Source organism: Janthinobacterium sp. RA13, assembly GCF_000745325.1.
GTDB classification, from domain to species: domain Bacteria; phylum Pseudomonadota; class Gammaproteobacteria; order Burkholderiales; family Burkholderiaceae_D; genus Janthinobacterium; species Janthinobacterium rivuli.
This window is the reverse complement of the sequence record NZ_JQNP01000001.1, coordinates 5,594,679-5,621,528: the sequence shown is the minus strand read 5'-3', so window position 1 is coordinate 5,621,528 and position 26,850 is coordinate 5,594,679. Positions and strand designations below refer to the sequence as shown.

General features: G+C 63.1%; 18 protein-coding genes. 9 read left to right on the top strand and 9 right to left on the bottom strand.

Annotated features, from left to right (window positions below; translation table 11 throughout):
- Nucleotides 1–20 precede the first annotated feature (20 nt).
- Genes galK through galT form a run of 3 tightly spaced genes read right to left on the bottom strand, consistent with a single transcriptional unit; the run spans nt 21 to nt 3,300 of the window.
- Nucleotides 21–1,088 (bottom strand): galactokinase, encoded by a 1,068-nt coding sequence (gene galK / locus FG13_RS24830; RefSeq protein ID WP_035825320.1) that lies wholly within the window; start codon nt 1,086–1,088, stop codon nt 21–23.
- On the bottom strand, nt 1,085–2,200 hold the full coding sequence (locus tag FG13_RS24825; RefSeq protein ID WP_035825317.1) for a M24 family metallopeptidase: 1,116 nt from the start codon (nt 2,198–2,200) through the stop codon (nt 1,085–1,087). Before FG13_RS24825 ends, galK begins: the two co-directional genes overlap by 4 nt.
- Nucleotides 2,197–3,300, bottom strand: coding sequence for a galactose-1-phosphate uridylyltransferase (gene galT / locus FG13_RS24820; protein ID WP_035825315.1), 1,104 nt, complete (start codon nt 3,298–3,300; stop codon nt 2,197–2,199). The genes FG13_RS24825 and galT overlap by 4 nt, the downstream gene beginning before the upstream one ends.
- Before the next feature lie 260 nt (nt 3,301–3,560).
- On the opposite strand from galT, the gene FG13_RS24815 reads away from it, so the two are divergent.
- A complete protein-coding gene (locus tag FG13_RS24815) occupies nt 3,561–4,559 on the top strand; it encodes an LLM class flavin-dependent oxidoreductase (protein WP_035825313.1) in 999 nt (332 codons plus the stop codon).
- Nucleotides 4,560–4,706: 147 nt separating this feature from the next.
- Nucleotides 4,707–5,921, top strand: coding sequence for an MFS transporter (locus FG13_RS24810; RefSeq protein WP_051959429.1), 1,215 nt, complete (start codon nt 4,707–4,709; stop codon nt 5,919–5,921).
- A gap of 176 nt (nt 5,922–6,097) precedes the next feature.
- On the opposite strand, the gene FG13_RS24805 is transcribed toward FG13_RS24810, so the two are convergent.
- From FG13_RS24805 to FG13_RS24780, 6 genes are all read right to left on the bottom strand, one after another.
- The gene (locus FG13_RS24805) at nt 6,098–7,714 is read right to left on the bottom strand and encodes a M28 family peptidase (protein WP_035825311.1); all 1,617 of its coding nucleotides are present in this window, start codon (nt 7,712–7,714) and stop codon (nt 6,098–6,100) included.
- Between the two features lie 136 nt (nt 7,715–7,850).
- Nucleotides 7,851–8,687: an HDOD domain-containing protein gene (locus FG13_RS24800; protein ID WP_035825309.1), complete on the bottom strand. Its 837-nt coding sequence runs from the start codon at nt 8,685–8,687 to the stop codon at nt 7,851–7,853.
- Between the two features lie 121 nt (nt 8,688–8,808).
- A complete protein-coding gene (locus tag FG13_RS24795; RefSeq protein ID WP_035825306.1) occupies nt 8,809–9,885 on the bottom strand; it encodes a BMP family ABC transporter substrate-binding protein in 1,077 nt (358 codons plus the stop codon).
- A 21-nt stretch (nt 9,886–9,906) separates the two neighbouring features.
- Nucleotides 9,907–10,836, bottom strand: a complete 930-nt coding sequence (locus tag FG13_RS24790) for an ABC transporter permease (protein ID WP_081922703.1) — start codon at nt 10,834–10,836, stop codon at nt 9,907–9,909.
- Nucleotides 10,829–11,905 carry an ABC transporter permease gene (locus tag FG13_RS24785; RefSeq protein WP_035825304.1) on the bottom strand — a complete coding sequence of 359 codons (1,077 nt, stop codon included), beginning with the start codon at nt 11,903–11,905 and terminating at the stop codon, nt 10,829–10,831. The genes FG13_RS24790 and FG13_RS24785 overlap by 8 nt, the downstream gene beginning before the upstream one ends.
- Nucleotides 11,898–13,412, bottom strand: a complete 1,515-nt coding sequence (locus FG13_RS24780; protein ID WP_035825301.1) for an ABC transporter ATP-binding protein — start codon at nt 13,410–13,412, stop codon at nt 11,898–11,900. Before FG13_RS24780 ends, FG13_RS24785 begins: the two co-directional genes overlap by 8 nt.
- 389 nt (nt 13,413–13,801) lie before the next feature.
- On the opposite strand from FG13_RS24780, the gene FG13_RS24775 reads away from it, so the two are divergent.
- The 7 genes from FG13_RS24775 to FG13_RS30235 all read left to right on the top strand — a co-directional run bounded on the left by FG13_RS24775 (nt 13,802) and on the right by FG13_RS30235 (nt 26,710).
- A complete protein-coding gene (locus tag FG13_RS24775) occupies nt 13,802–14,665 on the top strand; it encodes an outer envelope protein (protein ID WP_402720379.1) in 864 nt (287 codons plus the stop codon).
- Between the two features lie 78 nt (nt 14,666–14,743).
- Complete coding sequence (tssF, locus tag FG13_RS24770; protein WP_035825299.1) at nt 14,744–16,597, top strand: type VI secretion system baseplate subunit TssF; 1,854 nt, start codon at nt 14,744–14,746, stop codon at nt 16,595–16,597.
- Complete coding sequence (gene tssG, locus FG13_RS24765) at nt 16,561–17,607, top strand: type VI secretion system baseplate subunit TssG (protein ID WP_035825296.1); 1,047 nt, start codon at nt 16,561–16,563, stop codon at nt 17,605–17,607. The genes tssF and tssG overlap by 37 nt, the downstream gene beginning before the upstream one ends.
- A 77-nt stretch (nt 17,608–17,684) precedes the next feature.
- Nucleotides 17,685–19,826, top strand: a complete 2,142-nt coding sequence (locus tag FG13_RS24760; protein ID WP_035825293.1) for a type VI secretion system Vgr family protein — start codon at nt 17,685–17,687, stop codon at nt 19,824–19,826.
- A 2-nt stretch (nt 19,827–19,828) separates the two neighbouring features.
- A complete protein-coding gene (locus FG13_RS24755) occupies nt 19,829–21,133 on the top strand; it encodes a DUF2169 family type VI secretion system accessory protein (RefSeq protein ID WP_051959427.1) in 1,305 nt (434 codons plus the stop codon).
- Entirely contained in the window at nt 21,123–26,084 is a 4,962-nt protein-coding gene (locus tag FG13_RS24750) for an RHS repeat-associated core domain-containing protein (RefSeq protein ID WP_035825290.1), read from the top strand. The genes FG13_RS24755 and FG13_RS24750 overlap by 11 nt, the downstream gene beginning before the upstream one ends.
- The gene (locus FG13_RS30235) at nt 26,081–26,710 is read left to right on the top strand and encodes a hypothetical protein (RefSeq protein ID WP_152598854.1); all 630 of its coding nucleotides are present in this window, start codon (nt 26,081–26,083) and stop codon (nt 26,708–26,710) included. Before FG13_RS24750 ends, FG13_RS30235 begins: the two co-directional genes overlap by 4 nt.
- Nucleotides 26,711–26,850 lie beyond the last annotated feature (140 nt).

Below are 26,850 nucleotides of genomic sequence, written 5' to 3'. Positions count from 1 at the left end.
TGAGCAAGATCAAACCACGCTCATGCCAAGGGAACCACCATGCGTGCGCTGTGTCCGGCAGCGTTAAAGCGCTGTACCACCGCGCGCCCCGCGCTGGCGGCGCAGTGCTTGCGGCACAGGGCCACGCAAGCGCCGCCAAAACCGGCGCCCGTCAGGCGCGCGCCGTACACGGCGGACTGCGCCGACAGCAGGGCCACCAGCGCATCGAGCGCCGGCAGCGACACTTCATAATCGTCGCGCAGGCTGGCGTGCGACAGCGTCATCAACTGGCCGAAAAGCACGGGACCATGCTGGCCGCACGCTTGCAGCACGCGCCGGTTTTCGCTGACCACATGGCGTGCGCGGCGGCGGTACGGTTCGGGCAAGCCTTCCACCATGGACGGCTCGCGCACGTCGCGCAGCGCCGCCACGCCCAGCAGGCGCGCCGCCTGTTCGCACTCGGCGCGCCGCTCGTTGTACTTGCTGCCGGCCAGGGTGCGCGGCATGCCGCTGTCGATGACCAGCACCTCGCTGTCGCCAGGCAAGTCGAGCAATTCATGCTGCAAGGTACGCGCATCGAGCAGCAGCATGTGGCGCTCGTCGGCCAGGCTGGACGCCATCTGGTCCATCACGCCGCAGTTGACCTGCGCATAGCGGATTTCCGCCTGCTGCCCCATCAGCGCCAGCGACACGTCGTCAATCTGCAGACCCAGCAGCTGGCGCAGCGCGCGCAGCATGGCGATCTCCAGCGCCGCGCTGCTCGACAGGCCGGCGCCCGGCGGCACGTCCGAATCGATGTGGGCGCGCACGGCCGGCACCGCCACGCCGCGCTCTTCGAGCAGGCGGATGCAGCCTTCCAGGTAGCGGCCGAAGCCGGGCGGCGCGGCGCACTGGTCCTCGAAACGCACGAGCTCATCAAGGGTTGCCGAATAGAACTGATGGTGTCCGTCGGCGGCCAGCGCCAGCCTCACCCGCGTGCGTTGCGGCGTGGCGCACGGCAGCATGTAGCCATCGTTGTAGTCCGTATGCTCGCCCAGCAGGTTGACCCTGCCGGGCGCCGAGGCATCCACCACGGGGCTGGCGCCGAAATACGCCTCGGGGGTGATCATGGCAACTCCAGGGTCAGTGGACGCAGCCGCCCCTGCACGGAGGTGGCCGGCCAGTCCGGGTCGCAAGTCAGGTTGTGCAGGTGCCCGCCGCTGAGCAGGAAAGTGTCTTCCACCATGCTGCCGGGCAAGGTGGGATGGAAGGCCAGGGCCATGCCCTCCTTCAGGGCGATTTCCGTGTGCGCGCCAGCAGCCACTTCGGGCGAGCGGTAGCCGGCGATGCCGCCCTGCCGGTATTCGTGCACCGTATCGGGCTGGCCCGCATACGCATAGGCGCTGTCGAGCGCGTGATACACCATGCTCAGCGCGTGGCCCACTTCGCAGGCATCGAGCGCCACCGCTTCCAGCGCCAGGATGGCCGCGTCCGCTTCGCCGATGCCGTCGCGCGCGGGGTGGACGGGACGGAAGCGGCGCTGGCGGCTCAGGCTGGCGCACAGGCCGAAACGCTGCGCGCACAGCGCCAGCACGGCCAGTTCACCCAGCGGCGACGCGGCCGGCGGCGCGCGCCGGTAGCGCACGAAGCGCTCGGCGCCCGCCGCCAGCACGTACACGGCGTGCAGGCCGCGCGACCACAGGGCGCGGGCGCACGCGCCGGCCAGCTCCTGCTCGCTCCAGTCCGGGCGCGCGGCGCGCAGCGCTTCGCTGGCGGCAGCGGCGGCCAGGCGCCCCACTTCGCGGTAGCGCACCTGTTCCGAGGCCAGCAAGGGCAAGCGCTCTTCGCGCAGCACAACGGGCAGGCTGCGTTCATGCAGGCCAGGCCGGTCGCACAGCACGGGCCGCCCGCCCGCCGCATGCTGCACGAAATGCTCGCGCAATTCAGCCATCCGCGGCTGCATCCACGGCGTCACTTGCCAGGTCCAGCTGCCGCGCACTTCTTCCTGGCGCAGCCGCTGCGCCTCGGCCGCATCCGTCAGGATGTAGGCCGCGTCGCGCGTGACGAGCACCTCTGCACAGCCGCACTCGGCCGTCTGGCAGGCGCTGCCCGACGCACCCGCCGTGGCCCAGGCGAACCAGTCCACGCCGCGCAGGCGCAGCGCGCCAGCCCGCTCCTGCTCCAGCCAGCCGCGCATCTGCGCCAGTTTATGTGCAATTTCCAGTTCAACATTCCAATTCATGCGATCTCTCCTGCCATTTCCCATGCCACGCGCACTTCCTGCAACTGCCGCGCCGATTCCTCGGGCAAGGCATCCATGGCGTACATGCCGGCGGCCAGCTCCGTGCCGGCCAGGTATTTGAGCCGTTCGCGCGTGCGGTACGGCGGATAAAACTGCGCGTGCAGCTGCGTTTCCGGATGCGCGCACCCGTCCGGCGGCGCCTGGTACCAGGCCATCAGATAGGGCATCTCGCGCTGCCACAGGCCGTCGTATTTCAGCAAGACGGCTTTCAGCGCGCGTGCCAGATCCTCGCGCTGCCCGGCCGACAAGGCCATAAAACTGTCCGTCTGCCGCCGCGGCATCACCCACGCTTCATACGGGTAGCGGGCGCAGGCGGGAACAAAGGCGATGGCTTCCGGTCCCAGATACAGCAGGCGCGCGCCGCAATCTGCTTCGCGCCGCGCCATGTCCACCAGCAAGGCCTGGCCATGCTCGGCAAAATACGCGCTTTCCTGCGCCAGCATGCGTGCCGGCACCGGTGGAACAAAGGGATAGGCGTAGATCTGGCCATGCGGATGGTGCAGGGTCACGCCCACTTCCGCGCCACGGTTTTCGAACGGCAGCACGTAGGCGATGCCGGGTCGCTTGGCAAGCTCTTGCGTGCGTTCGGCCCACGCTTGCAGCAGCAAGACGATGTGACTGACAGGCAAGGTACCCAGCGAGGCGCCGGCATCCTGGGCAAACACCACCACTTCGCAATGGCCGCCAGCGGGCGCCGTGGCGACAGTCAAGGCGGGCGGGTCGTGGGCGCTCAGCGCCAGGGTGGGAAAGCGGTTGTCGAAGACGGCGATATCGTAGTCGCCGGCAGGCAACTCCGTCGGATGCGCGGGATCGCGCGTGGGCGCCAGCGGGTTGTACTGCGCCGGCGGCAGGAAGGTGCGGCCCTGGCGATAGGCTGCGTACGCCACCCACTCGCCGCGCAAGGGGTGCCAGCGCAAGTGCGGATTGGCTTCCTGCGGCAAGGGGAAAGGGCTCGGTGCAAGGCCAGCGACGACGATGGGACGCCTACTGTAAAGGGTCAGTTGGCGCCCGTCGGGTTTGACGAGTTGCTCGCAATACATGATGTTTCACAATCTTAAGGCACGAATTCTTAAGACTGGGGCTGGCAAGGAAAGTTCCAGAGTTTGCGGCGATTTCACCAGTTCAAGCAGCACCGGCCCCAGCCGGCACGAGTTTTTTACCGATCAGTACGCAAATTCCCGATTCGCATTATCATGTGTCCAGCCTGTCATCCCTGCCGCTTTCAAGGCCGACCCTATTGTCGTCAGGGGATAGACAAATCGTCCATTGTGATTTTCAACCACGTCCCGATATCGCTACCATGACTCCATTTTCCATACTCGACCTGGCCCCCATCGCCGAAGGCAGCGACGCCAGCCAGTCGTTCAAGAACACGCTCGACCTGGCGCAGCACGGCGAACGCTGGGGCTATAACCGCTACTGGCTGGCCGAACACCACGGCATGCCCGGCATCGCCAGCGCCGCCACGGCCGTCGTCATCGCCCATGTGGCGGCCGGCACGAAAACCATCCGCGTGGGCGCCGGCGGCGTGATGCTGCCGAACCACTCGCCGCTCGTCATCGCGGAACAGTTCGGCACCCTGGAAGCGCTGTATCCGGGCCGCATCGACCTGGGCCTGGGCCGCGCGCCCGGCTCCGACCAGACGACGGCGCGCGCCCTGCGCCGCGACCTGCAATCGGACGCGGAGCAGTTCCCGCAGGACGTGCAGGAATTGATCGACTATATGTCCGACGAGCCGCGCCAGCGCGTGCTGGCCGTGCCCGGCAAGGGCGCGAAAGTGCCCGTGTGGATACTCGGGTCGAGCCTGTTTGGCGCCCAGCTGGCCGCCCACCTGGGCTTGCCGTATGCCTTCGCCTCGCACTTCGCGCCGCAAATGATGATGCAAGCCGTGGCCTACTACCGCGAACACTTCAAGCCGTCCAAACAATTGGCGAAACCGTACGTGATGCTGGGCTTTAACGTCTTTGCCGCCGACACGGATGCCGAGGCGCACCTGCGCGCCACGTCGATGCAGCAAGCGTTCGTCAACCTGCGCACGGGCCGCCCGTCGCGTTTGCAGCCGCCCGTGCCCGGCTACCTGGAGCAACTGGGCCCGCAGGAACGCGCCATGCTCGATTCCGTCCTGTCCTGCACGGCCATCGGCGCGCCAGACACCGTCAAGGCGAAGATGGCCGCCTTCATCGCCGAAACGGGCGCCGACGAACTGATGATCACGTCGCAGATCTTCGACCACCAGCACCGGCTGCGCTCGTATGAAATCACAGCGCAGGTGCATGCGGAGCTGGCACGCGCTGCTTAAGTTTTAACTCTCCTCGGTATATCCCCCTATACCCTTTTCCCGGCCGTCGGCAACGATCGCCGGGATTTTTTTGCCTGCCCGGCAAGAAATGCGCAGCCCCGCTATCATGTCCATCCAAAAGCATCATTCCAAGAAAGTTGTAAGCGCATGAAATCCGCACCATCGAATGTTGACGCCAGCGCCCTGCTGACGTCGACCCGCATCCTGTTGTTCGCCCTGTCCGCCGGCGTGCTCGTCGCCAGCCTCTATTACGTGCAGCCGCTCACGTCCATGCTGGCCGCCTCGTTTGGCGTCAGCGTGCCGCAAGCCGGCTACCTGGTCACGGCCACGCAAATCGGCTATGTGCTGGGCATCGTGTTTCTGGTGCCGCTCAGCGACGTGCTGAACCGCCGCCAGTTACTGACGTGGATGCTGATCGCCAAGATAGGCGCCCTGCTGCTGGCTGCCACCAGCCAGAACATCATCGTCTTTGCCATCGCCAGCGTCTTGATGGGGATCACGTCCAGCGCCTTGATGGTCGTCACGGCCATGGTGGCCTCGTACGCGCCGGATCACAGCCGGGGCCGCATGGTGGGCACCGTGATGACGGGCTTGTTGTTGGGCATCTTGCTGGCGCGTACCGTCTCCGGCACGGTGTCGCAGATCAGCGGAGGCTGGCGCAGCGTCTACGTGCTGGCCGCCATCGTCGTCGCTGCCCTGCTCGTCATGCTGCGCCGCATCCTGCCAAACGAAGCGGCACGCGGCAAGCTGCAATACGGCAAGCTGTTGGCCTCCCTGGCCGACATCATCCGCCAGGAACCGTTGCTGCGCCAGCGCGCCCTGTTCTCGGGCCTGGGCCTGGGCACCTTCAGCGTATTCTGGACGGGCCTGACCTTCTTGCTCAGCGGCGCGCCCTACCACTACTCGGAAATGCAGATCGGCCTGTTCGGCCTGGCGGGCGCCACGGGCGCCTTTGCCGCCAACACGGCGGGCCGCATGGCCGACCGCGGCTATGCGCGCCAGGCCACCTGGCTGCTGGCCGTCGCCTCGATCGCTGGCTGGGCCCTGATCAGTTTTGGCGCCCATTCGCTGGTGCTGCTGTTGATCGGCATCGTCCTGCTGGACATGGGCGTGATGGGCTTGCAAGTGACGCACCAGTCGATCATCTATAAACTGGCGCCGCATGCGCGGGCAAGGGTCACCACGGTCTTCATCGCTGGCGGCTTCATCGGCGCCTCCGCTGGCTCGGCCCTGGCCAGCGCCAGCTTTGCCGCCGGCGGTTGGCCCGCCCTGTGCATGGTGGGCGGCGCCATGCCGCTGTTGCTGCTGCTGGTGTGGAGCAAGTACCGGCACACGCAGCGGCGGCTGGAGCGGGCTGCCTGATCCGACGCTGCGGCGCCAACACTATGGGGCCAACAATACTGTCGGATTACGCACGGCTTCGCCGCGCTAATCCGACCTACGCCTGATGCTGATAGAAACAAGTCACGTAGGTCGGGTTAGCGCGCCAGCGCGTAAGCCGACACTGCCGCGCCAACACTGTTGGCACAAACCACCCCTTACTTTGCGGCCTGCTCGCGCGCCTTGCCAAACGCATCGCCCGCCTTCCAGGCCGGCATCTTCGCCGCGTTGGCCACGGCTTGCCCCAGGTTCAGCGTAAATTGCGCCTGCTGCGTCATGCCCGATAAATCCCAGCTGGCGTCGTACTCATCGGTGACTTGATGGTAGCGGGGACCGTAGGCGGCCGCCTTGGCTTTCGATGCGGCCACGTCCTTGATGTACTCGCGTCCGCCATTGATGGAAAACGCGGGCACACCCGCCTTGGCAAAGCTGAAATGGTCGCTGCGGAAGTAGCCGCCCGCCAGGTCGGGACGCGCTTGCGCGATGTGCATGCCCATGGCTTTGGCGGTTGTTGCCGCCATGGCCCCCAGTTCCGTGCGCTCGCTGCCTTGCGCGCCGATGTCGTGCGTGGCACCGACAAAGTTCAGGCTGTCCAGGTTCAGCGCGGCAGCCGTCTTGTTCAGGGGCCACAGCGGATCGGCCGCATACGCAGCGCTGCCCAGCAAGCCTTGTTCCTCGGCCGCCACCCACAGGAAGATCTGCGTGCGCTTCGCCGGCTTTTTCACGGCTTCCTGCGCCATGGCCAGCAAGCCGGCCGTACCCGAGGCATTGTCGACGGCGCCGTTGTAGATGGTATCGCCAGTATCTCCCTGCTTGCCCAGGTGGTCCCAGTGGCCGCTGTAAATGACGGCTTCCTCTTTCAGTGTCGGGTCGGTACCCGGCACCATGCCGGCGATATTGAACTGTTCAACCTTGCGCACGGCCGACTTCATTTCACCGCTCAGCTTGGCGTTCAAGGCGACGGCCTTGAAGTCCTTGCTTTCCGCTTGCACTCGCAAGGCGTCCAGGTCCTGCCCACCGGCCGCGAACAGGCGGCGCGCCGCGTCTTCCGCGATCCAGCCCTGCAGCGGCGTGCCGGCAGTGCGGTCAGCCAGTTGAAAGCGCTCGCTGCCGCTCCAGCTGTTCTGCACCACGCTCCAGTCGTACGAGGCCGACGGTTTCGTGTGAATCAGCAAGACGCCGGCCGCGCCCTGGCGTTTGGCTTCCTCGAATTTGTAGGTCCAGCGGCCGTAATAAGTCAGCGCCTTGCCAGCGAAACGGTTTGGTTCGGCAGCGGTCGGCTGCGGGTCGTTGACCATCATGACGACGATCTTGTTTTTGACATCGACACCCTTGAAATCGTTCCAGCCCTCTTCCGGCGCCGTGATGCCGTAGCCGACGAAGACGAGCGGCGCATCGAAGGTGTGCGCGGCAACGGAGTCGCCCGTGGCCCAGACCCAGTCCGGGCCGAACGCCAGTGGCACGGCCTTGCCACCACCCGCCACCGCCTGCAGGCTGCTATCTTGCGGCAAGGATTTCACGCCGGCGATCTGCACGCTCTGGCGATAGCTGTTGCCGCGCACGGGTTGCAAGCCGGCCATCTGCGCCTGGGTTTCCAGGTAAGCCACCGTCAGGTCGGCGCCGCGCTGGCCCGTGCCGCGGCCTTCCAGCAAATCGTTCGACAGGAAGGCCAGGTGGGCGCGCAAGGGCGCTTCCTGCACCACGGGCATGCCGGTAGCGGCTTGGGCGGAAAACGCCAGCGCAGTCAAGGCGAGGGAAGAAAACAGCTTCTGCATAATATCCTTTGGGTAAGAGGAGGAAAGCGGTCCGGCGGATGGCCGAGCCGGCGATTGTATGCCATGGAGAAAGATGGATCAAAATGCGGACGAAAAAAATCCCCGCGGCAAGGCGGGGATGTCATGGCCGAGTAATTTACACGAGCAAGGCGGCCGCCAGGGATTCGATCTCTTCGGCCGATTCCTCGAGGATGGTGTGCAAGGTGCTGCCGCCGATGCCGAAGTCGATCTTCGCCGCCGCCTGGCGCCGCGCGGCGCTTTCCGGCGGGTGCAAAGGCGAACCGACGGGCGACAGATCGTTGGCCAGCACCAGGGTCGCGCCCAGGGTGCGGGGCGGGAACGGGCTGCCGCCATGCCACATGCCTTCCACAGCCTGCAAGACCATGTCGGGCACTTGCAGCTGGCGCAGCACGCCGCGGCCGATCAGCTTTTCACCGTATTCGATCCAGTCTTCGGTATTGTCGTCGAGCAAGCCCGGATACTCCTCGGCGCGCGACAGCAGATAAAAGCCGCCCACTTCGTGCACGATGGCGGCGAACATGGCCGTTTCCACGTCCACGTGCGTGACTTTCCGCGCGATCACCTGACTCAGCGCGGCCACGTGGGCCGTGTGCTCCCACAGCTTGGCCGCCTTGGCGCGCAATTGCGGGTCGGTAATCTGGCTGCCCAGCTGGCGCACGATGACGGACGCCACCATCGATTTCAGGGTAGCAAAACCCAGGCGCGAGACGGCCGCGCGCACGTTGGCGATTTCATTGCCGGAACGGTTATAGGCGGCCGAGTTGGCCAAGGCCACGACCCGGGCCGACAGCAGCGGCTCGGCCATGACCATGCGGGCGGCCGCTTCGATATGGCAATCGGGGTCGTCCAGCGCTTCCTGCAGCTTCAAGGTGGCCTTGACGTTGGAGGGGAACGTCAGCTCGCCCTTGCTCGCTTGCAACGCGATAATCTTGAATACTTCCAGTCTGTCCATGGGTCAATCTCCGGTACGGGCCTGTTCAGGCTCTGCTGTGTGGATGGGCCGGGAATGCGCATGTATCCCCGGCCTGGCTCCCGTTTCCGGCAATATTACAGCAAGTTCAAACTCAAACCTATTACTTTCCGGAAACTTTCCCTGCCACGCCTTCGACAAAATAATCCATCTTCGTCAGCGCCGCATCGTCCAGCACGCCTTTGTCCAGGCGCACCTTGCCGTCGTTATCCTTGATCGGCGCGCTGAACGGATTGAGCTTGCCAGCAACCAAGTCTTTCTCGCGCGCCAATACAAACTGTTTCACGTCGGCCGGCACGGCGGCGTTGATGCCTTCCAGCTTGACCATGCCATCCTTGATGCCGCCCCAGGTGCTGCTGGTTTTCCACGTGCCGTCCAGCACGGCTTGCGCCTGCTTCGTATAGTAGTCGCCCCAATGGTGGGTGACGGCGGCCAGCTGCGCCTTCGGACCATACTTTTTCATGTCAGAGTGGTAGGCGATCGCATACTTGCCCTTTTCTTCCGCCGCCTGCACCACGGCGGTCGAGTCCGTGTGATGGGTGACCACGTCGGCGCCCTGGCCGATCAGGGTGATGGCCGCGTCGCGCTCCTTGCCCGGATCGAACCAGCTATTGACCCACACCACCTTTACTTCCGCCTTGGGGTCGACGCTGCGCATGCCGCGCGTAAAGGCGTTAACGCCCTGCAACACTTCCGGGATCGGGAATGCCGCCACGTAGCCAGCCACATGCGTCTTGCTCATCTTGCCCGCCAGCACGCCGGCCAGGTAGCGGCCCTCGTAGAAACGGGCATTCGTGTTGGCCACGTTGACGGCCGTCTTGTAGCCAGTCAAATGAATGAACTTCACATTAGGAAATTGTTTCGCCACTTTCAAGGTGGGGTTCATGTAGCCGAACGAGGTCGTGATGACCAGCTTGCTGCCCGTTTGCGCCAGGTCGCGGATGACCCGTTCCGCATCGGCGCTTTCCGGCACGTTTTCCACGTACTTGGTGGTGATCTTGCTGCCCAGCGCCTTTTCCATTTCCTTGCGCGCCTGGTCATGCTGGGTGGTCCAGCCCGCGTCGCCGATGGGGCTGATATACACGAAGCCGACATTCAGCGGCGCGGCGGCGGGCGCGGCGGCCATGGCGGGCATCAAAACCGCACTGCAGACGGCGGCGCACAACAATTTCTTGGACATGGTTTTCCTTGTGGTCAGTGATTAATTTCCGGGATTGAAATTTTTCCCCAGCGAAGCGGGCATGTTGAGCTTGATGTAATTGGCATTGCTGGAGATCAGCACCAGCACGACGATGGCCGCCAGGTAGGGCAGCATCGACAGCAGTTGCGACGCAATCGGCACGCCCAGCGCCTGCGCGTGGAACGTCAGAATCGTGATGCCGCCGAACAGGTAGGCGCCGCCCACCACGCGCGCCGGGCGCCAGGTGGCAAACGTGGTCAGCGCCAGCGCGATCCATCCCCGTCCCGCCACCATGCCCTCGACCCACAGCGGCGTGTACACGAGCGATAGAAACGCGCCGGCCAGGCCGCAGCAGGCGCCGCCGAACAGCACGGCCGCCAGGCGGATGCGGCGCACGGGGTAGCCGAGCGCATGCGCGGACGCGGGCGATTCGCCCACGGCGCGCAGCACCAGTCCCGCCCGCGTGCGGTACAAAAACCAGGCGATGGCCAGACACAGCAGCAAGGACAGATACACCATCGGATGCTGGCGGAACAGGGCCGGCCCCAGCACGGGAATGTCTTCCAATAAAGGGATGCCGAAGCGGCCATTCTGCAAGCTGTTGCCCACGTACTTCAAGCCGATATACGTGGACGCGCCGGCGCCGAACAGAGATAAAGCCAGGCCCGTCGCGTACTGGTTCGTGCCCAGCCACACGGTCAGCCAGGCAAAGAAGCCGGACAGCACCATGCTGGCGCCCGCCCCCGCGAGAAAGCCCAAGGTGGCGCTGCCCGTGTTGACGGCCACGGCGAAGCCCGTGATGGCCGAGACCAGCATCATGCCTTCCGCGCCCAGGTTGACCACGCCCGCCTTTTCATTCACCAACAAACCGAGGGCGGCCAGCATCAGCGGCGTGCCCGCATTGATGCTGGCCGCGACCAGCGGTGCGATGGTCAGCAGCAGGTTATCCATGTTTTCTCCAGCGCAATTTGTATTGAATCAGCACGTCGCAAGCGAGCAAGGCGAACAGCAAGATGCCCTGGAACACGCCCGTGATGGCGCTGGGCAGGCCAAGGCGCGACTGCGCCAGTTCGCCGCCGATATAAAACAGGGCCATGACGAAGCTGGAAAAAATCACGCCCACCGGATGCAAGCGTCCGACGAAAGCGACGATGATGGCGGCAAAGCCGTAGCCGGGCGAGACGGTGGGCGTCAGCTGCCCCATCGGCCCCAGCACTTCGCAGGCGCCCGCCAGGCCGGACAGGGCGCCGCAAATCAGCAGGGACGACCATAAAGTCTTGCGCGAGGAAAAGCCCGCATAGCGGGCGGCGGCCGGCGCCATGCCGCCCACGCGCAGGCGGAAACCGGCAATGCTTCTGGATAAGTACAGCCAGCCGCCCAGCGAGGCCAGCAAGGCAAAGACGATGCCCACGTGCAAGCGCGTATCGCTGATGACCATCGGCAACAGCAAGCCGTCGGACAGCAGTTTCGACTGGGGAAAATTGAACCCTTCCGGGTCGCGCAGCACGCCGTATACGAGATAGCTGAGCAGCAATTGGGCGATATAGACGAGCATCAGCGAGACGAGGATTTCGCTGGCGTTGTAGCGGTCGCGCAGCCACGCCACTAGGCCCGCCCACGCCATGCCGCCCGCCATGCCGGCCAGCAGGGACACGCTGATGATGGCCGCGCCGCCGACGCCGTCATCGAGGTGCAAGGCGGCCGCGCCGCCGCAGATGGCGCCTAGGGTCAGTTGCCCTTCCGCACCGATGTTATAGATGTTGGCGCGAAAGCAGATGGCCAGGCCCACGGCAATCAACAGCAAAGGGGCGACTTTAAGACCCAGCTCGGACCAGCCGTGCGCGTCGCGCAAAGGTTCGACAAAGAAGACGGCCAGGCCCGCCAGCGGATCGTGTCCCAGCGCAAGAAATAGCAGCGCGCCGCACAGCACGGTCAGCAGCACGGCCAGCACGGGCGACAGCCACGACATCAGCCGCGACGGAGTCGGCCGGGCTTCCAGGCGCAAGGCAAATTTAGCCATGGGCTGCCTCCTGCGGCCACAGCCCGCTCATCCATTGCCCCACCTGCGCCACGCTGGCCTCGGCCACGTCCAGCGATGGCGAGATTTTTCCCTTCGCCATCACCAGCAAACGGTCGCTGATGTCGAACAATTCATCGAGCTCTTCCGACACGACCAGCAGCGCGCAACCGGCATCGCGCAAGGCCAGCAATTCAGCGCGGATTTGCGCGGCCGCGCCCACATCCACGCCCCAGGTCGGCTGCGCCACCACCAGCACCGTGGGTTCACGCATGACTTCGCGGCCGACTATGTATTTCTGCAAGTTGCCGCCAGACAGGCTGCGCGCCAGCGCCTGCGGCCCGCCCGCCTTCACCTGGAAGCGGGCGATGATGGCGGCCGCCCGCTGCGCGATGACGTTATGGCGCACGAAGCCGTGGCGGATGGTGGCCGGTGTCTGCAAGCTCAATAACACGTTGTCGGCCAGCCCCATGTCGGGCACGGCGCCGCGCCCCAGCCTTTCTTCCGGCACAAAGCCGAAGCCCAGCGCGCGGCGGCGGCCTGGCGGCAAGCGTCCCGCCGGGATGCCGTTCAGGACGATGCTGGCAGGGGCTGCGCGCATGTCCTCGCCCGACAGGGCCGCCAGCAATTCCTGCTGGCCATTGCCGGACACGCCCGCGATGCCGACGATCTCGCCCGCGCGCACGTCGAAATGGATATCGATCAATTGCGTGGCGAACGGGTGGCTCTTCGGCAAGTTCAAATTCTTGACGCTCAGCATGGCCGCACCGGGCGTGCGCGCCACGCGCGTGACGGCGGGCGGCTCGGCGCCGATCATCATGCGCGACAGACTGGCCGCCGACTCTTGCGAGGGGTCGCATACGCCCGCGTTCTTGCCGGCGCGCACCACCGTGCACGTATGGCACAGGGCGCGGATCTCGTCGAGCTTGTGGCTGATGTAGAGGATGCTGCAGCCTTCGGCCGCCAGCTGGCGCAAGGTGGTAAACAGTTTTTCCACGGCGCCCGGCGTCAGCACGGACGTCGGCTCATCGAGGATCAGCAGTTGCGGCTTGGCCAGCAAGGCGCGCACGATTTCCACGCGCTGGCATTCACCGACGGAAAGCGTGTGCACGTGGCGCTGCGGTTCCAGGTCCAGGCCGTACTGACGCGCCGTGGCTTCGATGCGCTGCGCCAGCTCCGCCATGTTGGTGCCGGCGGGCAAACCGAGGGCGATGTTTTCCGTCACGGTCAAGGTGTCGAACAGGGAAAAGTGCTGGAACACCATGGCGATGCCCAGCGCGCGCGCGGCCGACGGGTTGGCGATCTCGACTTCGCGGCCATTCCACAGGATGCGGCCGCCATCGGGCTGCACGGCGCCGTAGATGATTTTCATCAAGGTCGATTTGCCGGCGCCGTTTTCACCGAGCACGGCGTGGATTTGCCCGGGCGCGACGGTGAGACAGATGCCGTCATTGGCCACCACGGCCGGATAGCGCTTGCTGATTTCGAGTAATTCCAGGCGTGCCGTCATTGTTTTTTTCGTGCCTCGCTGCAGGGTCGCCGGCATCGTCGCCGGTGGAGAAATTCAAGCTCTTGTCTCTATCGTATCGGCATCCGCGGCGCTTGGGGGATGACGCGGCGGCGCGCATTTCTATTTCCGCAAAAAAACAACACCTGTATACAATTTTGAAAAAAATTATCAGCTTTACAGCGGCCGCCTTGCCCCGCAAGGGCGAGAAGGTGCGATGATTATATGCAAGAAATGATAGTAAGTATGCAGACAAGACATATCGCCCAACGCGGCGCTTCTCGCATCATGGATTGAACGGCGCGTAATTATCCCCATCGCAGCGCTTCATGCGGGCTACGCCCCCTGCTATTTCATTTCCCGTTTCCCCACACCGCCATCAGGAGCCGAAAGTGCCAAAAACCATACCGTGTCTGTTGCTCTGCCTCACTACCACCCTCGGCGTGGGCGCAACCGCCCAGGCTGCCGAATGGAGCGATACCGCGCTGAGCTGGCGCGCCGGCAATGATTACCGCGAGCCGTTCAATCCGGACGACATCAAGAAAAACATCTTCGCCATCACGCACGCCAGCGGCTACAAATACGGCAGCAATTTCGTCAACCTCGATTTCCTCATGTCCGACAGCAAGGACCCTGGCGCGCTCGGCAAGACGTCCGGCGCGCAGGAAGCGTACCTGGTGTACCGCAACACCATCGACATCGGCAAGGTGCGCGGCAGCGACATCAAGTTCGGCCCAGTGCGCGGCGTCGGCGTCACCCTGGGCTTCGACGTCAACACGAAAAATGACGTCGGCTACAATTCACGCAAGCGCATGCTGGTGGCCGGCCCCACCCTGATGTGGGACGTGCCCGGTTTCTTCAACACCAGCCTGCTGTTGCTGCGTGAAAGCAACGCCCCCAGCGGCGCCTTCCCGCCCATCTCGCAAGTGACGGGCCGCTACACGTATAAAACGCACGCCATGCTGACGGGCGCCTGGGGCATCCCGCTGTCGCCGCTGTTCTCGTTCGAAGGCTTCTTTAACCTCATCGATTCAAAAGGCAACGATGAAGTGGGCCGCAAGACGGCCGTGGAAACGAATATCGACATGCAAGTGATGTTCGACGTGGGCGCGGCCCTGGGCAGCGCCAAGAACACCTTCCGCGTGGGTCTGGAATACCAGTACTGGAAGAACAAGTTCGGCAACTCGCCCGCCACCACGGGCAACGTGGGGCAAACGGCGAAGACGCCGATGATACGCGCGGAGTACCATTTCTAAAATTCATTGTTACGCATCAACACTCACGGTCGCGCCTGATGCCAGCATGAAGCTTTCCTGCTGGCGGAGAGCGCGACCGTGGAACAACTACTGCCGTATTACGAGCGCGAGCTGGGCCTGTTCCGCCAGTACACGCGCGAATTTTCCAGCCGCTATCCGAAAGCGGCCGGGCGCCTGCTGATCGCCGGAGACACCTGCGAAGACCCGCACATCGAGCGCCTGATCCAGTCCGTTGCCCTGCTGACAGCCAGGGTCGCCAAGCGCCTCGACGACGCCTATCCGCAATTTACCAACTCCTTGCTGGAAACCCTGTACCCGCACTACCTGCGGCCGTTTCCGTCTTGCTCCATCGTGCGCATCGCAGCAGACGAAGCGCCCGCTGGCGGTCAGCTGGCCCAGGTGGCGCATGTCCCACGCGGCACCGTGCTGCGCTCGCAACCGGTACAGGGCGTCGCCTGCAAGTTCACCAGCGCGTATGACGTGAGCCTGGCGCCGCTGGCGATCACGCAGCTGCATTTCTCGCCCATCATCGACGCCCCGCCCGGCCTGCGCCTGCCCGCCGGCGCCAGCGCCTTGCTCAGCATGCAGTTCACCAGCAGCAGTGACAACTACTACCTGGACCAGGCCGGCTTTGCCAGCCTGCGCCTGTTTGCCGATGGCGAACCATCCGTGCGCGCGGCCCTGCTCGACGCCCTGTTCCTGCACGGCGCGGGCGCGTACGTGGCGCTGGACGAACACGGCCCGTGGCAAGCCGTCGACGGCGCCTTGCTGGCGCCGGCAGGCTATGTGGACGACGACGCGCTGATCCCCATTTCCGCCCGCTCGCACCCGGCCTTGCGCCTGCTGACCGAGTATTTCGCGTTTCCGGAAAAATTTCATTTCATCGATATCGCATGGTCCCTGCTGGCTCCCTTGCTACCGAAACAGTGCCGCCAGTTCACCCTGCACCTGCCGCTCAAGGGCGTGCGCAGCGACAGCCACGAGGCGCGGCTCTTGTCCGGCGTCAGCCCCGATAATCTTTTGCTCGGCTGCACGCCCGTCGTCAACCTGTTTGCCAAGTCCGGCGTGCCCATCCGCCTCACGCATACCGAGCCCGACTACGCGCTGGTGGCCGATGCCACGCATGCGTTTGCCTACGACATCCACAGCATCGAGGCCGTCACCGTGGTGCGCAAGGACGAGGCCGGCGAGCGTCTGAGCACTTTCTTGCCCCTATATGCCTCGCTGCAGGGTTCTCAGGTAGATCAGGGCCAGGAGCATGGCCAATACTGGCTGGCGCGCCGCGACGAAGCCGTGGCCGCCATCAGCCCCGGCCATGAAACGCGGTTGAGCCTGATCGACCCGCAATTTTCACCGGCCAGCGCAGCCTGCGCCACCGTCTCGACGCAGCTGCTGTGCAGCAACCGCGACTTGCCCACGCAGTTGCACTACGGCTTGCCCGGCGGCGACTTGCTGGCCGAAGACGTGCCCGACGGTATCCCCGCGCGCTTCCTGCGCAAGCCCACGCCCAGCGTGCGTTTCTTGGCGGACACCCACTGGCGCCTGATTGCGCACCTGTCGCTCAATTACTCGGGCCTGACGCAGGCAGGCCTGGGCGAATTCCAGAAAATGCTGGGCCTGTACGACCTGCCCCGCTCGCCCACCACGCAGCGGTTGATTCAGGGCATCGTCACGCTCGAACACGGCAGCACACGCGCGTGGATGCCCACCGTGCCGTTTCCCACCCTGATGCCCGGCATCGCCATCCGCCTGGGCATCGACGAGCAAGCCTTCGTCGGCTGCAGTATCCATATTTTTGCCCAGGTGCTGCAGCGTTATTTCGCCCTGAACAGCCAACTCAACTGCTTTAGCCAACTGACGCTGCTGTCGCACCGCAGCGGCGAGGAACTCCTGCGATGCCCGGAACGCAGCGCCGACGCCACCCCAGCGTGATCCAGCAATTGCTCGACGCGCCGCAGCGCTTCGAGTGCTTCCAGGCCCTGCGCCTGCTGCTGGCGTGGCTGGCCGAACACGGCATCGACGAACACACGGCGCTGGCAAAGCTCGTGCGCTTCGACAATAGCGTCTCGCTGCGCTTTCCCGCCAGTCAGGTCGAGACGCTCGCGACGGGCGGCATCGACGATGCGGATGCCCTGCTGCAGGCGCTGCTGTCCGGCCACGGCCAGGCCATCCACCTTACGCCTGCCTTCATGGGCCTGCTGGGTTGCCAGGGCAGCTTGCCCAGCCATTATTCCGAACGCATCGCCGCGCACCAGCATAGCGAACGCGACACCGGCCCGCGCGCTTTTCTCGACCTGTTTTCCAGCCGCGCCGTGGCCCTGTTTTACCAGGCCTGGCAAAAATACCGCATCGAGCAAGCCGGCCATGACGGGGACTTCCTGTCGCGCCTGCTGGCCCTGACCGCATGTCAGCCGGGCCAGGGCCAGAACGAGGCGGCCGCCGGCCTGTACAGCGGCTTGCTGCAGCAGCGCAACATCTCGTCCATCGTCATGGCGAGCATCCTCACCGACCACTTCGGCGTGCCCTGCCATATCGACGAGGCGACGGGAGCCATGGACGTGCTGGCGCCGCGCGAACAAACGGCGCTGGGCATGGCCAATGCCGTGCTGGGCCAGCATGCCACCATCGGCGAGCGCTGCCGCCGTCCCGACCTGGCCGTGCGCCTGTGCCTCGGCCCGCTCACTGCCAAGCAGCACGCCAGCTTCTTGCCGCGCGCCCCTGGCAGCCAGGCGCTGCGGCACATGCTGATGCTGTTCGGCCAGCCGCTCGTGCGCTACGACATCGTGCTGGTGCTGCGCGCCAGCGATGTGCAAGGGACAACATTGGCGGCAGCGCCACAAGGCGGCCTCGGCTGCAACAGTTTCCTTGGCGATGCGGCAACGCCGCGCCACCGCGATGACAAACATTACGAAATGCACTTAATGCCCTCGTTCAACGATTGATCCTTGCGACCGCGCAAAACGCTTGTGTTCGCTATTGCTACAGTCGGCCAACGATCCCTACCGTGAAGCGATGCGCGATGAGCGAATTCCCCGATACGACGGCGGCATGGACGGCATTGACGGGCGACATGCAGGGTCAGCGCCTGCTGCGCCTGCGCTTTCCGCATGGCGACGGCCCCGCCGGCATCCGCTTCCTCGCCAACAGCCTGTCCGCCAGCGAAAGCCTGTCGCGCGACTTTTCCTGTGTTGTGGAAGTGCTGTCCGACGATGCCAGCATCGCCCTCGACAAAGTGATGGGCAAGATGGTGACCATCGAACTGGTGCGCGAAGACGGCACCTTGCGCTACTTCAATGGCTATGTCTTCGAGTTCCGCTTCCTGCGCACGGACGGCGGTTTCGCCTTCTATGAAATGGTGCTGGAACCGTGGCTGTCGCACTTGCACTTGCGGCAAAACAATGTCGCCTTCCACGGCTTGACGGTGGCGGCGCTGACGGACAAGGTCTTCGATGATTACCAGATGCGCGACTACAAGCTGGCCGCCAGCGGAGCCGATCCCGCCATCACCTACACGTGCCAGCACAACGAGAGCGACCATAACCTGCTGCACCGCCACTGGGAGCAACTGGGCTGGCACTACCGCTACGAACACCGCCTTGACGGCCACACCTTGTGGCTGTCCGACGACAGCACCACCGGCAAGCCCATCGATGGCGATCTGAGCGAAATCCCCTTCCAGCACCAGGCAGGCTCCCAGGAAGACGATGGCGTGCACCAGTGGAGCACGGTGCGGCGCATGGCGCCAAGCCAGATGACGGTGGCCAGCTTCAACTTTAAAAATCCACGCAGCGCCCGCGCCAGCCGTGATTCCCTGAACAAACAGGGAGCCGTACCCTCGCTGGAAATTTATGAAAACACGGGCAGCTACGGTTTTAAAAACATCGACGATGGCGAAGCGCTGGCCCAGCGCCGCATGGAAGAACGCGACGCGCAGGGGCAGCTGTTCGAAGCGCAAGGCAACGACCGCACGGCGCAACCAGGGCGCTGGTTCACCCTGGGCGGACATTTCGACAGCGCCGCCGGCGAATACCTGATCCTGTCCGTGCACCACTACGCCAGCAACAACTATCAGCAAGGACACGGCGCCACCTCGCACTACAGCAACACGTTCACCTGCATCCCCCGCGCCATCCCTTGGCGGCCGGGCCGCCATTTTCATAGCCGCGAACCGAAGATCTACGGCGTGCAGACGGCCACCGTCGTCGGGCCGCCCGGCGAGGAAATCCACACGGACGGCTATGGACGAGTGAAAGTGCAATTCCACTGGGACCGCCTGGGCACCTTCGACGACAAGAGTTCACCGTGGATACGGGTGATATCGAACTGGGCCGGCCCGAATTTCGGCCACATCAGCCTGCCCCGGGTGGGCATGGAAGTGGCCGTGCAATTTCTCGACGGTAACGTCGCCATGCCCCTCATCATCGGCTGCGTCTACAACGCGCGCAATATGCCGCCGTGGGATTTACCGGCCAACAAGACGCAGAGCGGGATGCTGAGCCGCTCCTCAAAAAAAGGTTCCGCCGCGCACGCCAATGCCTTGCGCTTCGAAGACCGCAAGGACGCGGAAGAGCTGTGGCTGCACGCGGAAAAAGACCAGCGCATCGAAGTCGAGCACGACGAATCGCACTGGGTCGGCAACGACCGGCGCAAAACCGTCGACCGCGATGAAACCGTGCACGTCAAGCGCGACCGCACGGAAACGGTGGACCACGATGAAGACATCACCGTGCACAACAACCGCCGCGAGCGCGTCGACCATGACGAACACATCGACATCGGCGACAACCGCCGCGAACACGTGGGCGGCAACGAGCAGGTGCAGATCGACGGCCACCGTTCGGAACGGGTGACCCTGGCCAAGGACGAAACGATCGGACTGGCCAAGGTGCTGACCATCGGCGCCGCCTACCAGACCACCGTCATCGGCGCCATGAACACCACCGTGGTGCTGGCGCAGGCCGAGCAAGTCGGACTGACGAAAAGCGTCATCGTCGGCGCCGACAGCACGCTCACGGCCACCGATTCGCACACGATGACGGTAGGCACGTCGAGCATCACCATCACGCCGGGACGCATCGAACTGGTTGCCGATGAAATCATCATCCGCGGCAGGTCGAAGGTGCAGATCCATGGCGACGACATCGACAACAATCCGGGCTGACGATGAACGACGCCGGCTCAGCCCATTTCAACATCCCCAACCTGCTGTTCGACAACCGCACGCCGCACGCGGCCAGCCAGTTCGACATGGTCGACCAGTTTGGCCAGGCCTTTCATGTGGTGGTGGCACGCATGGGCTACACCCTGGGCCCCTGCGGCGCGGACGGCCTGGCCAGCCTGCTGCCCATGGCACGGCAATCTCCGCTGGCAACGGAGGACCGGCACCTGGACGGCGACACGCAGGCGGGCACGCTGCAGGAAAGCGACTTCGCGCCCTATAAACCGCGCTGCGACGTGATCGTCAATGGCGTGGCGCACGCGCCGCGCGGGCAGGCGATGCCGCAATTTCTCGTCAACCTGAAGGTGCGATCGGAAAAGAAGACCCTGATCGACAAGACCCTGCAAGTGAGTGGCGAGCGCGCCTTCCGCAAGAAAGCCGTCCTCACGCGTCTGGCGCAAGGCTGCGCCCGCATTGTCACCGTGGGCTTGCTGCGGCCCAACCCCTGGCAGTTGTCGGCGCCGGAAGCGTTCCTGCAATTGCCGCTGCACTATGCCTACGCATATGGCGGGCAATGCCGCATCGAGGCCGATGACTGCAACGCGGCGGCGCACGACTCTTGCCAGGCCAATCCCCTGGGACGCGGTTTTGCGCGCCACTGGTACTTGGATGCGCAACACATCAATGAGGTGCCCGCGCCGCGCATCACACCGCCATCGCAGCCGTGCACAGCCGCCCAGTTCTGGCAAGGCGCGGGCGGCAAGGAACTTCCCGCGCCGGCGGGGCTGGCCGCTGTCGGCCGTGGCTGGCTGCCGCGCCGCGCGCTGGCGGGCCACATCGTCATCAAGGATAAATGGGATGCCGACGAGGTCCCCGCCCTGCCGAAAGACTTCGATTTCGCGTACTGGAACAGCACGCCACCCGACCAGCAATGCCCGTACCTGGCGGGACTGGAACAATTCACCTTGACCAATCTGTGCCGCCACGACCATCCCTCGGCCCGCATCGACCCGCGCGGCAACACGGTGCTGCGCTTCGCCCTGCCGCAACAGGTGCTGTGCCTGCTGCTGGCGGACAAGAACGACCAGTTTCTCGTCTGGCGCCTGGCCATCGATACGGTGCTGGTCGATCCCGATGCGGCCAGCGTGGAGCTGGTCTGGCGTGCCATCGTGCCGGCCGACACGGGCCAGGTCGCGTCGCGTCTGCTGCACCTGATGGAGCCGGCGCAGATCGCCCGCATCGAACTGCTGGAACAGGCGCAGGAAGCGCTCGGCAAGGCGGCCGAGCAAGGTAAAAATAATGACAAATGAAACCGTCACCAAATCGGGGCGTTTCTATTGCGTCAGCCTCAGCCCCGACATTTGCAAGACGCCCGTCGGCTCGAGCACGCCCCCTATTCCCTACAGCATCACAGGCGAATTTTCGGAAGCGCAAAATGCCTCGCCCAACGTCAAATCGCACAGCGAGCCCGTCATCCTGCACCAGCACAGCATCATTCCCACCGTCAAAGGCGACGCGGCCGGCAAGGCGGGCGGCGTCAAGAGCGGCACCGTCGGCAAGCAGGTCGACACCAAGGTCGCCAGCAGCATCCACCGCGCCAACGGCGCCAGCCTGGTGCAGATGGGGCGCGAAGTATGGATGAATTCGCGCAATACCGTGGGCAAGATTTATGAACGGGGCGGGGAGGCCGCCAAGCCCGTGCTCAAGGAACTGACGGCGGCGATACGGGAAGTGGCACAGGATTACAAGGAGCATGGCTCCAGGAAAATGCATGGCGCCGCCGAAGACCTGGTGGACGCGGGTGGCACCGTCCTGACAGGTAGCGCTGTGCTGGGAGTCGCCGGGGTGGGCGTTGCGGCGACGGGAGTCGGCGCCCCCGTTGCCGCCGCGATGGAAGCGGGGGCGGCAACGGGCGCTGTGGCCGGCACGGCGACCGTTGCAACAGGCACGGCAATGAAAGCATCGGCCACGGTGCTCGACCAGGCGGCCGACTACATCTTGACAGGCAAGACACCAGATTTGCTCAATACCGCCTCAGACATCGTCATGAATGCGGCAGGCACATTATTGCAAACGGCAGTGTTCAGCAAGGTTCCAGGCGGAAAAATACTGAGCAAGTTCCTCGGCAAGAAAACGGCGCCAACCATCAACAAGGTCAAGGACAAGCTGGTCGGCAAGAAACCGGACAAGCCGCCCCCAAAACTCGACAAACCGCCCCCAAAAAACGGCGGCGACGACGGCAAGAGCCGCGGCAAGAAAGAACCAAAATCGGAAGCACCGTCCGACTGCTGCCCCAAAGATAGCGGCCCAGCGAAAAAACCCGTCAAGGGCCGCAAGCCCGTGCATTTCGGCACGGGCCAGGAAATCCTGTACCAGACGGATTTCGCGCTCGAGCGCAGCATTCCCATCGTCTGGACGCGCTGCTACCGTTCCGGCGCCGAATGCGAAGACTGGGGCTTGCTGGGCGCGCGCTGGTCCACGCCCTACACCACCAGCCTGTCGCTATGCGATGCCGGCATCGTCTACCACGACGACAGCGGCCGCGCCCTGCGCCTGCCTGGCCTGGAACCGGGCCAGCAGCACGACAGCCGCAAGGAAGGTTTTACGCTCACGCGCGACGGCGCCGACACCTTCACTTTGCTGTGGCGCGACGGCAGCAGCGACCGCTACGCGCGCGCTGAAGACGACTGGCTGCCGCACGGCTACGACGGCGTCAACGCCATGCTGGCTCCGTCCGCGCCCGTCGCTACGCAGCGCTTTGCACTCGTGCGTAGCGAAGCGCGCGATGGACGCGGCGTCAGCATCGAGCGATTGATCGATGCCAGGCCGGGCGAAGTGCTGTTGCGCCTGCGCAGCGACGATGGCAGCGTGCTCGAAGCCATGCGCGCGGAGATGGAAAAGGCCATCCACATCGGGAGAATCGACGAGGTATTACCCGACGGCAGCCGACTCTGCCACGTCCGCTACCAATACGCGGCCGAAACAAACGAAACGCAGCCGCCGTTCGCGCCCCGCTACAACCTGGTCAGCCAGTCGAATGCGCTGGGCAACACGCGCCACTATGCCTATCGTCACCAGCTCCTCACCTCATGCAGCAGCTACACGGGTTTTAGCTACGAACTGGAATGGATCAGCCTGGACGCCCTGCGCGCCCGCTGGAGCGGATCACCGTTGAGCCAGCAGGAACTGGCGCAGCACTATCCAATCACCGTGGCCAACAGCTACCAGGCGCGTGCCACCGCTACCCGGGCGTGCGATGGCAGCGAGCACACGCGCATCGATTACGTGGACAACGACACCAGCAGAGTCATGGAAAACGGCGGCGTCCTCGAATACACATTCGACGCCAACTGGCTGGTGACCGAAGTGCGCCGCGTGATCGACGGCAAGGCCGCCTCGCTGGGCCGGCGCGAGTGGGACCGCGATGGCATGCTGCTGGCCGATATCGATGCCAACGGCGCCGCCGCGCGCTACGCTTACGATGCGGCTGGCAACCTGATCCGCAGCACCGATGCCAAGGGGCACAGCAACAGCATCGACTACGACGACCGGAACCAGCCTGTCGCCTTCACGGATCCGCTGGGCAACACCACCTTGCGCGAATACGATGCGGCAGGCCGCCCCCTCAGCATCACGGATGCCCTGGGCCACGTCACGCGCTACCGCTACGACCAGCGCGGCCAGCTGGTGGAACTGATCGACGCCAAGGGCGGCAGCAAACATTTCCAGTACAACCGCCAGGGCTGGCTGACCAGCTACACGGATTGCTCCGGCCACACCAGCGAATTCGCCTACGATGCGCTGGGCCGGCTGGAAGCGGCCCGCGATGCGCTCGGCCATGCCACCCGCTACGAATACGACGCGCTGGGCCGCCTGATCCGCCTCACGGCGCCCGATCAGACCCGGGAGCAATATGCCTACGATGGGGACGGCAATCTGGTCTTGCACGTCGATGCGGCCGGTCAGCAGACACGCTACCGCTACAACGGCCAGGGCTTGCCCGTGGAGCGCACGGACGCCATCGGCCAGACCTTGCAGTATCGCTACGACGCTGCGCTGCAACTGACAGAATTGATCAACGTCAAAGGCGAAAGCTACCGGCTCGCATATCATGCGGAAGGCTGGCTGTCGTCGGAAACGGGCTTCGACGGCAAGCGCACGCACTACAGCTATGACCCTGCCGGCAACCTCACTGCCACCGAGTGCGGCAGCCAGCGCACGCAGTTGCTGCGCGACGCGCTCGGTTTGTTGCAAGTCAAGACCACGGCGGACGGTGCGGTTCGCTACGCCTACGATGCGCTGGGTCGCCTGACGGCCGTCTCCGCGCCACAAGCCGAACAGCGTTTCTTCCATGATGCGCTGGGCCAACTGATCGAAGAACGCAGCGCCTGCTTCCTGCAAACGCTGCCCGAAGCGGCCAGGCTGCCGAATACCCCGCGCGCGCCGGACGCCAGCTTTGTCATGACGCACTCTTATGACGAACTGGGCAACCGTATCCAAACCGTCCTGCCGAATGGACGCCGCGTCGACACCCTGCGCTACGGCTCCGGCCACTGGCACGGCGTGCTGTGGCATGGCAAGACCGTGGTCGATGTCGAACGCGACAAACTGCACCGCGAAAAGCAGCGGCAGCTGGGCACCAGCGGCTTGCTCGCCACGCGCCAGTACGACCCGCAATCGCGCCTCACCCGGCTGACCCTGGCACGCGGCGCCGACGCGCCCGTTCCCGTGCGCGAGCGCCGTTTCGAATACGATGCCCAGGGAAACTTGCGCACCATCGTGCAGACGGGCACCACCACTGCAGGGCCGCTTGGCAAACTCAGTTATACCTATGATCCCGTCGGGCAATTGCTGTCCGCCGTGCAGCCGGGCCTGGCCGAACACTTCGCCTTCGACCCAGCCGGCAATCTGGTCGATACCGCCCCCGCCTCCGGCAACGTACTGAAACGCTACGCCGATAACGAATACGACTACGACGAGCAGGGCAATGCCACCAGCAAGCGCTTCCATCCGCCGGGCAGGGAGTCGACCTGGAGCGATATGGCGCTGCGCTACGACGCCGAAAACCGCCTCAGCCACGCCACCAGGACGGAACGCCAGTCACGCCACCGCGCCCATTATTTTTATGACGCCTTCAGCCGCCGCATCGCCAAACGCGTCGATGAGGCGCGTTGGACCAGCCAGCAAGACATCACAATAGACCAGCCCGCCCGCACGAACGCCAGCACCACCTTCTTCGTCTGGGATGGCGACACGCTGGCGCAGGAACTTGGGCAAGATGAAACTGTCACATACCTGTACGAGCCGGACAGCTTCGTGCCGCTGGCCAAAATTAGTTCGCCAGCCTGTCTTCAGGCAAGCGCCGTGCACCTGCCGCGCGTGGCCCAATGGGATTTGCCTGCCATCCGGGACGACGCCGAACTGCAGGCCCCGATTGCGCAAGAACAAGCGGACACTGAAACGCTGCATGTATCGGCATGGCAAGGTACCCAGGCGGCAGCCGATGACGCGGCAGCACACGATAGCATCACCCACTACCACTGCGACCACCTGGGCACGCCGCGCGAGCTGACGGATGCGCAAGGGAACGTAGTCTGGAGCGGGCGCTACAAAGCCTGGGGGCATTTGTTGCAGGTAGAGGGAGAAATCGACCAGCCGCTGCGGTTTCAGGGGCAGTATGAGGATCAAGAGACTGGACTGTTTTATAACCGTTACCGCTACTATGAGCCTGATTGCGGACACTATCTTAGTCAAGATCCTATCGGCATTCTAGGCGGACTGAATGGCTATGCATATGTAACAAATCCCATTCAGTGGAGCGACCCATTAGGACTGGCAAAATGCAGACTCATCATTTCCAGTGCCGTGGACGAAATAAAGAACTTACCTGCATTGAATAATATGCTTCCAAGTGATATCAGAAAAATTTTGCGGAGAAGAGGTTACACCATGGTAGGTTCCAGAACTAACCCTTCTGGATCCAATAAACGAGGGCAAGTCTGGACTAAAAACTTACCAGATGGGAACACAGCAGCGGTACGCATTGATCCAGCTGAAAAACGCACCATACCACTAGGAAATGCAGATGAAGTGCCACACGCCCACAAGGAAATTGTTCCAACATCTAGCGTAGCCAACGGAAATTATGCACCTCCAAAAATCTCTGGAGCAAAGTTATGCGATGACACTGGAAAACTAGCCTCAGCCGGTGACTATAAAGCAATGCACATTGAAATTAAAAATGGAATACTGGGAAAATGAAAAAATCTATAAATTCAAACATTCTAGACATAATAAAAAAAGGAAGAATAATTGAACTAGAGAATCTTTCAAAACCATCCAGAGAAAGGATATTAGAAAAAGAACATTTGGATGAAATATTAAAACAACTAAACCAGAAAAATTCAAGCGAAAGAAAAAAAGAATTACTGTGGCTGATCGCTTTAAAAGGAGATAAAAGTAGTGAGATACTAAGATTAGCCAAGAGAAAAATATATTCCATAAGAAATTTCGGAGAATACCCGATCATTTCACGCAGTTTAAATTATGCAATATATTACGCACTTTGCAAAACAGAAAATAATGACATGAAAAATATTGCCAATTCATTACTTGAAAATAAATCAGGCGAAATTAGACTATTAGTTGCTGAATTCTATTTACACAAAAAACAAATTGAAAAATCAATAGAAATAATAATTAAAATATTAGATGAAATTAACATTGACCACAATATTGCAAATGCAATTGACATGGACGTAGCTAGCTGTGCAGATATTGAAATATTGAAAATTATCAAGGACAAATACATCAACAGCAACTCAATTATCACCGACGGGATAAAACATGTAATTTCCGTCATGGAAACCGCCATTTCAAACAAATGACTCCGTGATCCTTATCAAAAAATTGCAACCAACATGGCGCCTTATTCGCCTTTACAACATCTAAAAATTATAAAAACATTAATTTAAATAGTAAAAACCAGCAACGAATTGACTTGATTTATATTCTGAACGATACTTGC

Excerpts from the sequence above, each read along its gene's own strand:
- FG13_RS24800 (WP_035825309.1), bottom strand. The coding sequence starts at position 8,687 with ATGGACAGACTGGAAGTATTCAAGATTATCGCGTTGCAAGCGAGCAAG.
- FG13_RS24755 (WP_051959427.1), top strand. The coding sequence starts at position 19,829 with ATGAACGACGCCGGCTCAGCCCATTTCAACATCCCCAACCTGCTGTTC.
- FG13_RS24825 (WP_035825317.1), bottom strand. The coding sequence starts at position 2,200 with ATGAATTGGAATGTTGAACTGGAAATTGCACATAAACTGGCGCAGATG.
- FG13_RS30235 (WP_152598854.1), top strand. The coding sequence starts at position 26,081 with ATGAAAAAATCTATAAATTCAAACATTCTAGACATAATAAAAAAAGGA.
- FG13_RS24790 (WP_081922703.1), bottom strand. The coding sequence starts at position 10,836 with ATGGATAACCTGCTGCTGACCATCGCACCGCTGGTCGCGGCCAGCATC.
- FG13_RS24795 (WP_035825306.1), bottom strand. The coding sequence starts at position 9,885 with ATGTCCAAGAAATTGTTGTGCGCCGCCGTCTGCAGTGCGGTTTTGATG.
- FG13_RS24760 (WP_035825293.1), top strand. The coding sequence starts at position 17,685 with ATGAGCGAATTCCCCGATACGACGGCGGCATGGACGGCATTGACGGGC.
- galK (WP_035825320.1), bottom strand. The coding sequence starts at position 1,088 with ATGATCACCCCCGAGGCGTATTTCGGCGCCAGCCCCGTGGTGGATGCC.
- FG13_RS24785 (WP_035825304.1), bottom strand. The coding sequence starts at position 11,905 with ATGGCTAAATTTGCCTTGCGCCTGGAAGCCCGGCCGACTCCGTCGCGG.
- FG13_RS24805 (WP_035825311.1), bottom strand. The coding sequence starts at position 7,714 with ATGCAGAAGCTGTTTTCTTCCCTCGCCTTGACTGCGCTGGCGTTTTCC.
- tssG (WP_035825296.1), top strand. The coding sequence starts at position 16,561 with ATGCCCGGAACGCAGCGCCGACGCCACCCCAGCGTGATCCAGCAATTG.
- FG13_RS24810 (WP_051959429.1), top strand. The coding sequence starts at position 4,707 with ATGAAATCCGCACCATCGAATGTTGACGCCAGCGCCCTGCTGACGTCG.
- FG13_RS24750 (WP_035825290.1), top strand. The coding sequence starts at position 21,123 with ATGACAAATGAAACCGTCACCAAATCGGGGCGTTTCTATTGCGTCAGC.
- FG13_RS24815 (WP_035825313.1), top strand. The coding sequence starts at position 3,561 with ATGACTCCATTTTCCATACTCGACCTGGCCCCCATCGCCGAAGGCAGC.
- FG13_RS24780 (WP_035825301.1), bottom strand. The coding sequence starts at position 13,412 with ATGACGGCACGCCTGGAATTACTCGAAATCAGCAAGCGCTATCCGGCC.
- galT (WP_035825315.1), bottom strand. The coding sequence starts at position 3,300 with ATGTATTGCGAGCAACTCGTCAAACCCGACGGGCGCCAACTGACCCTT.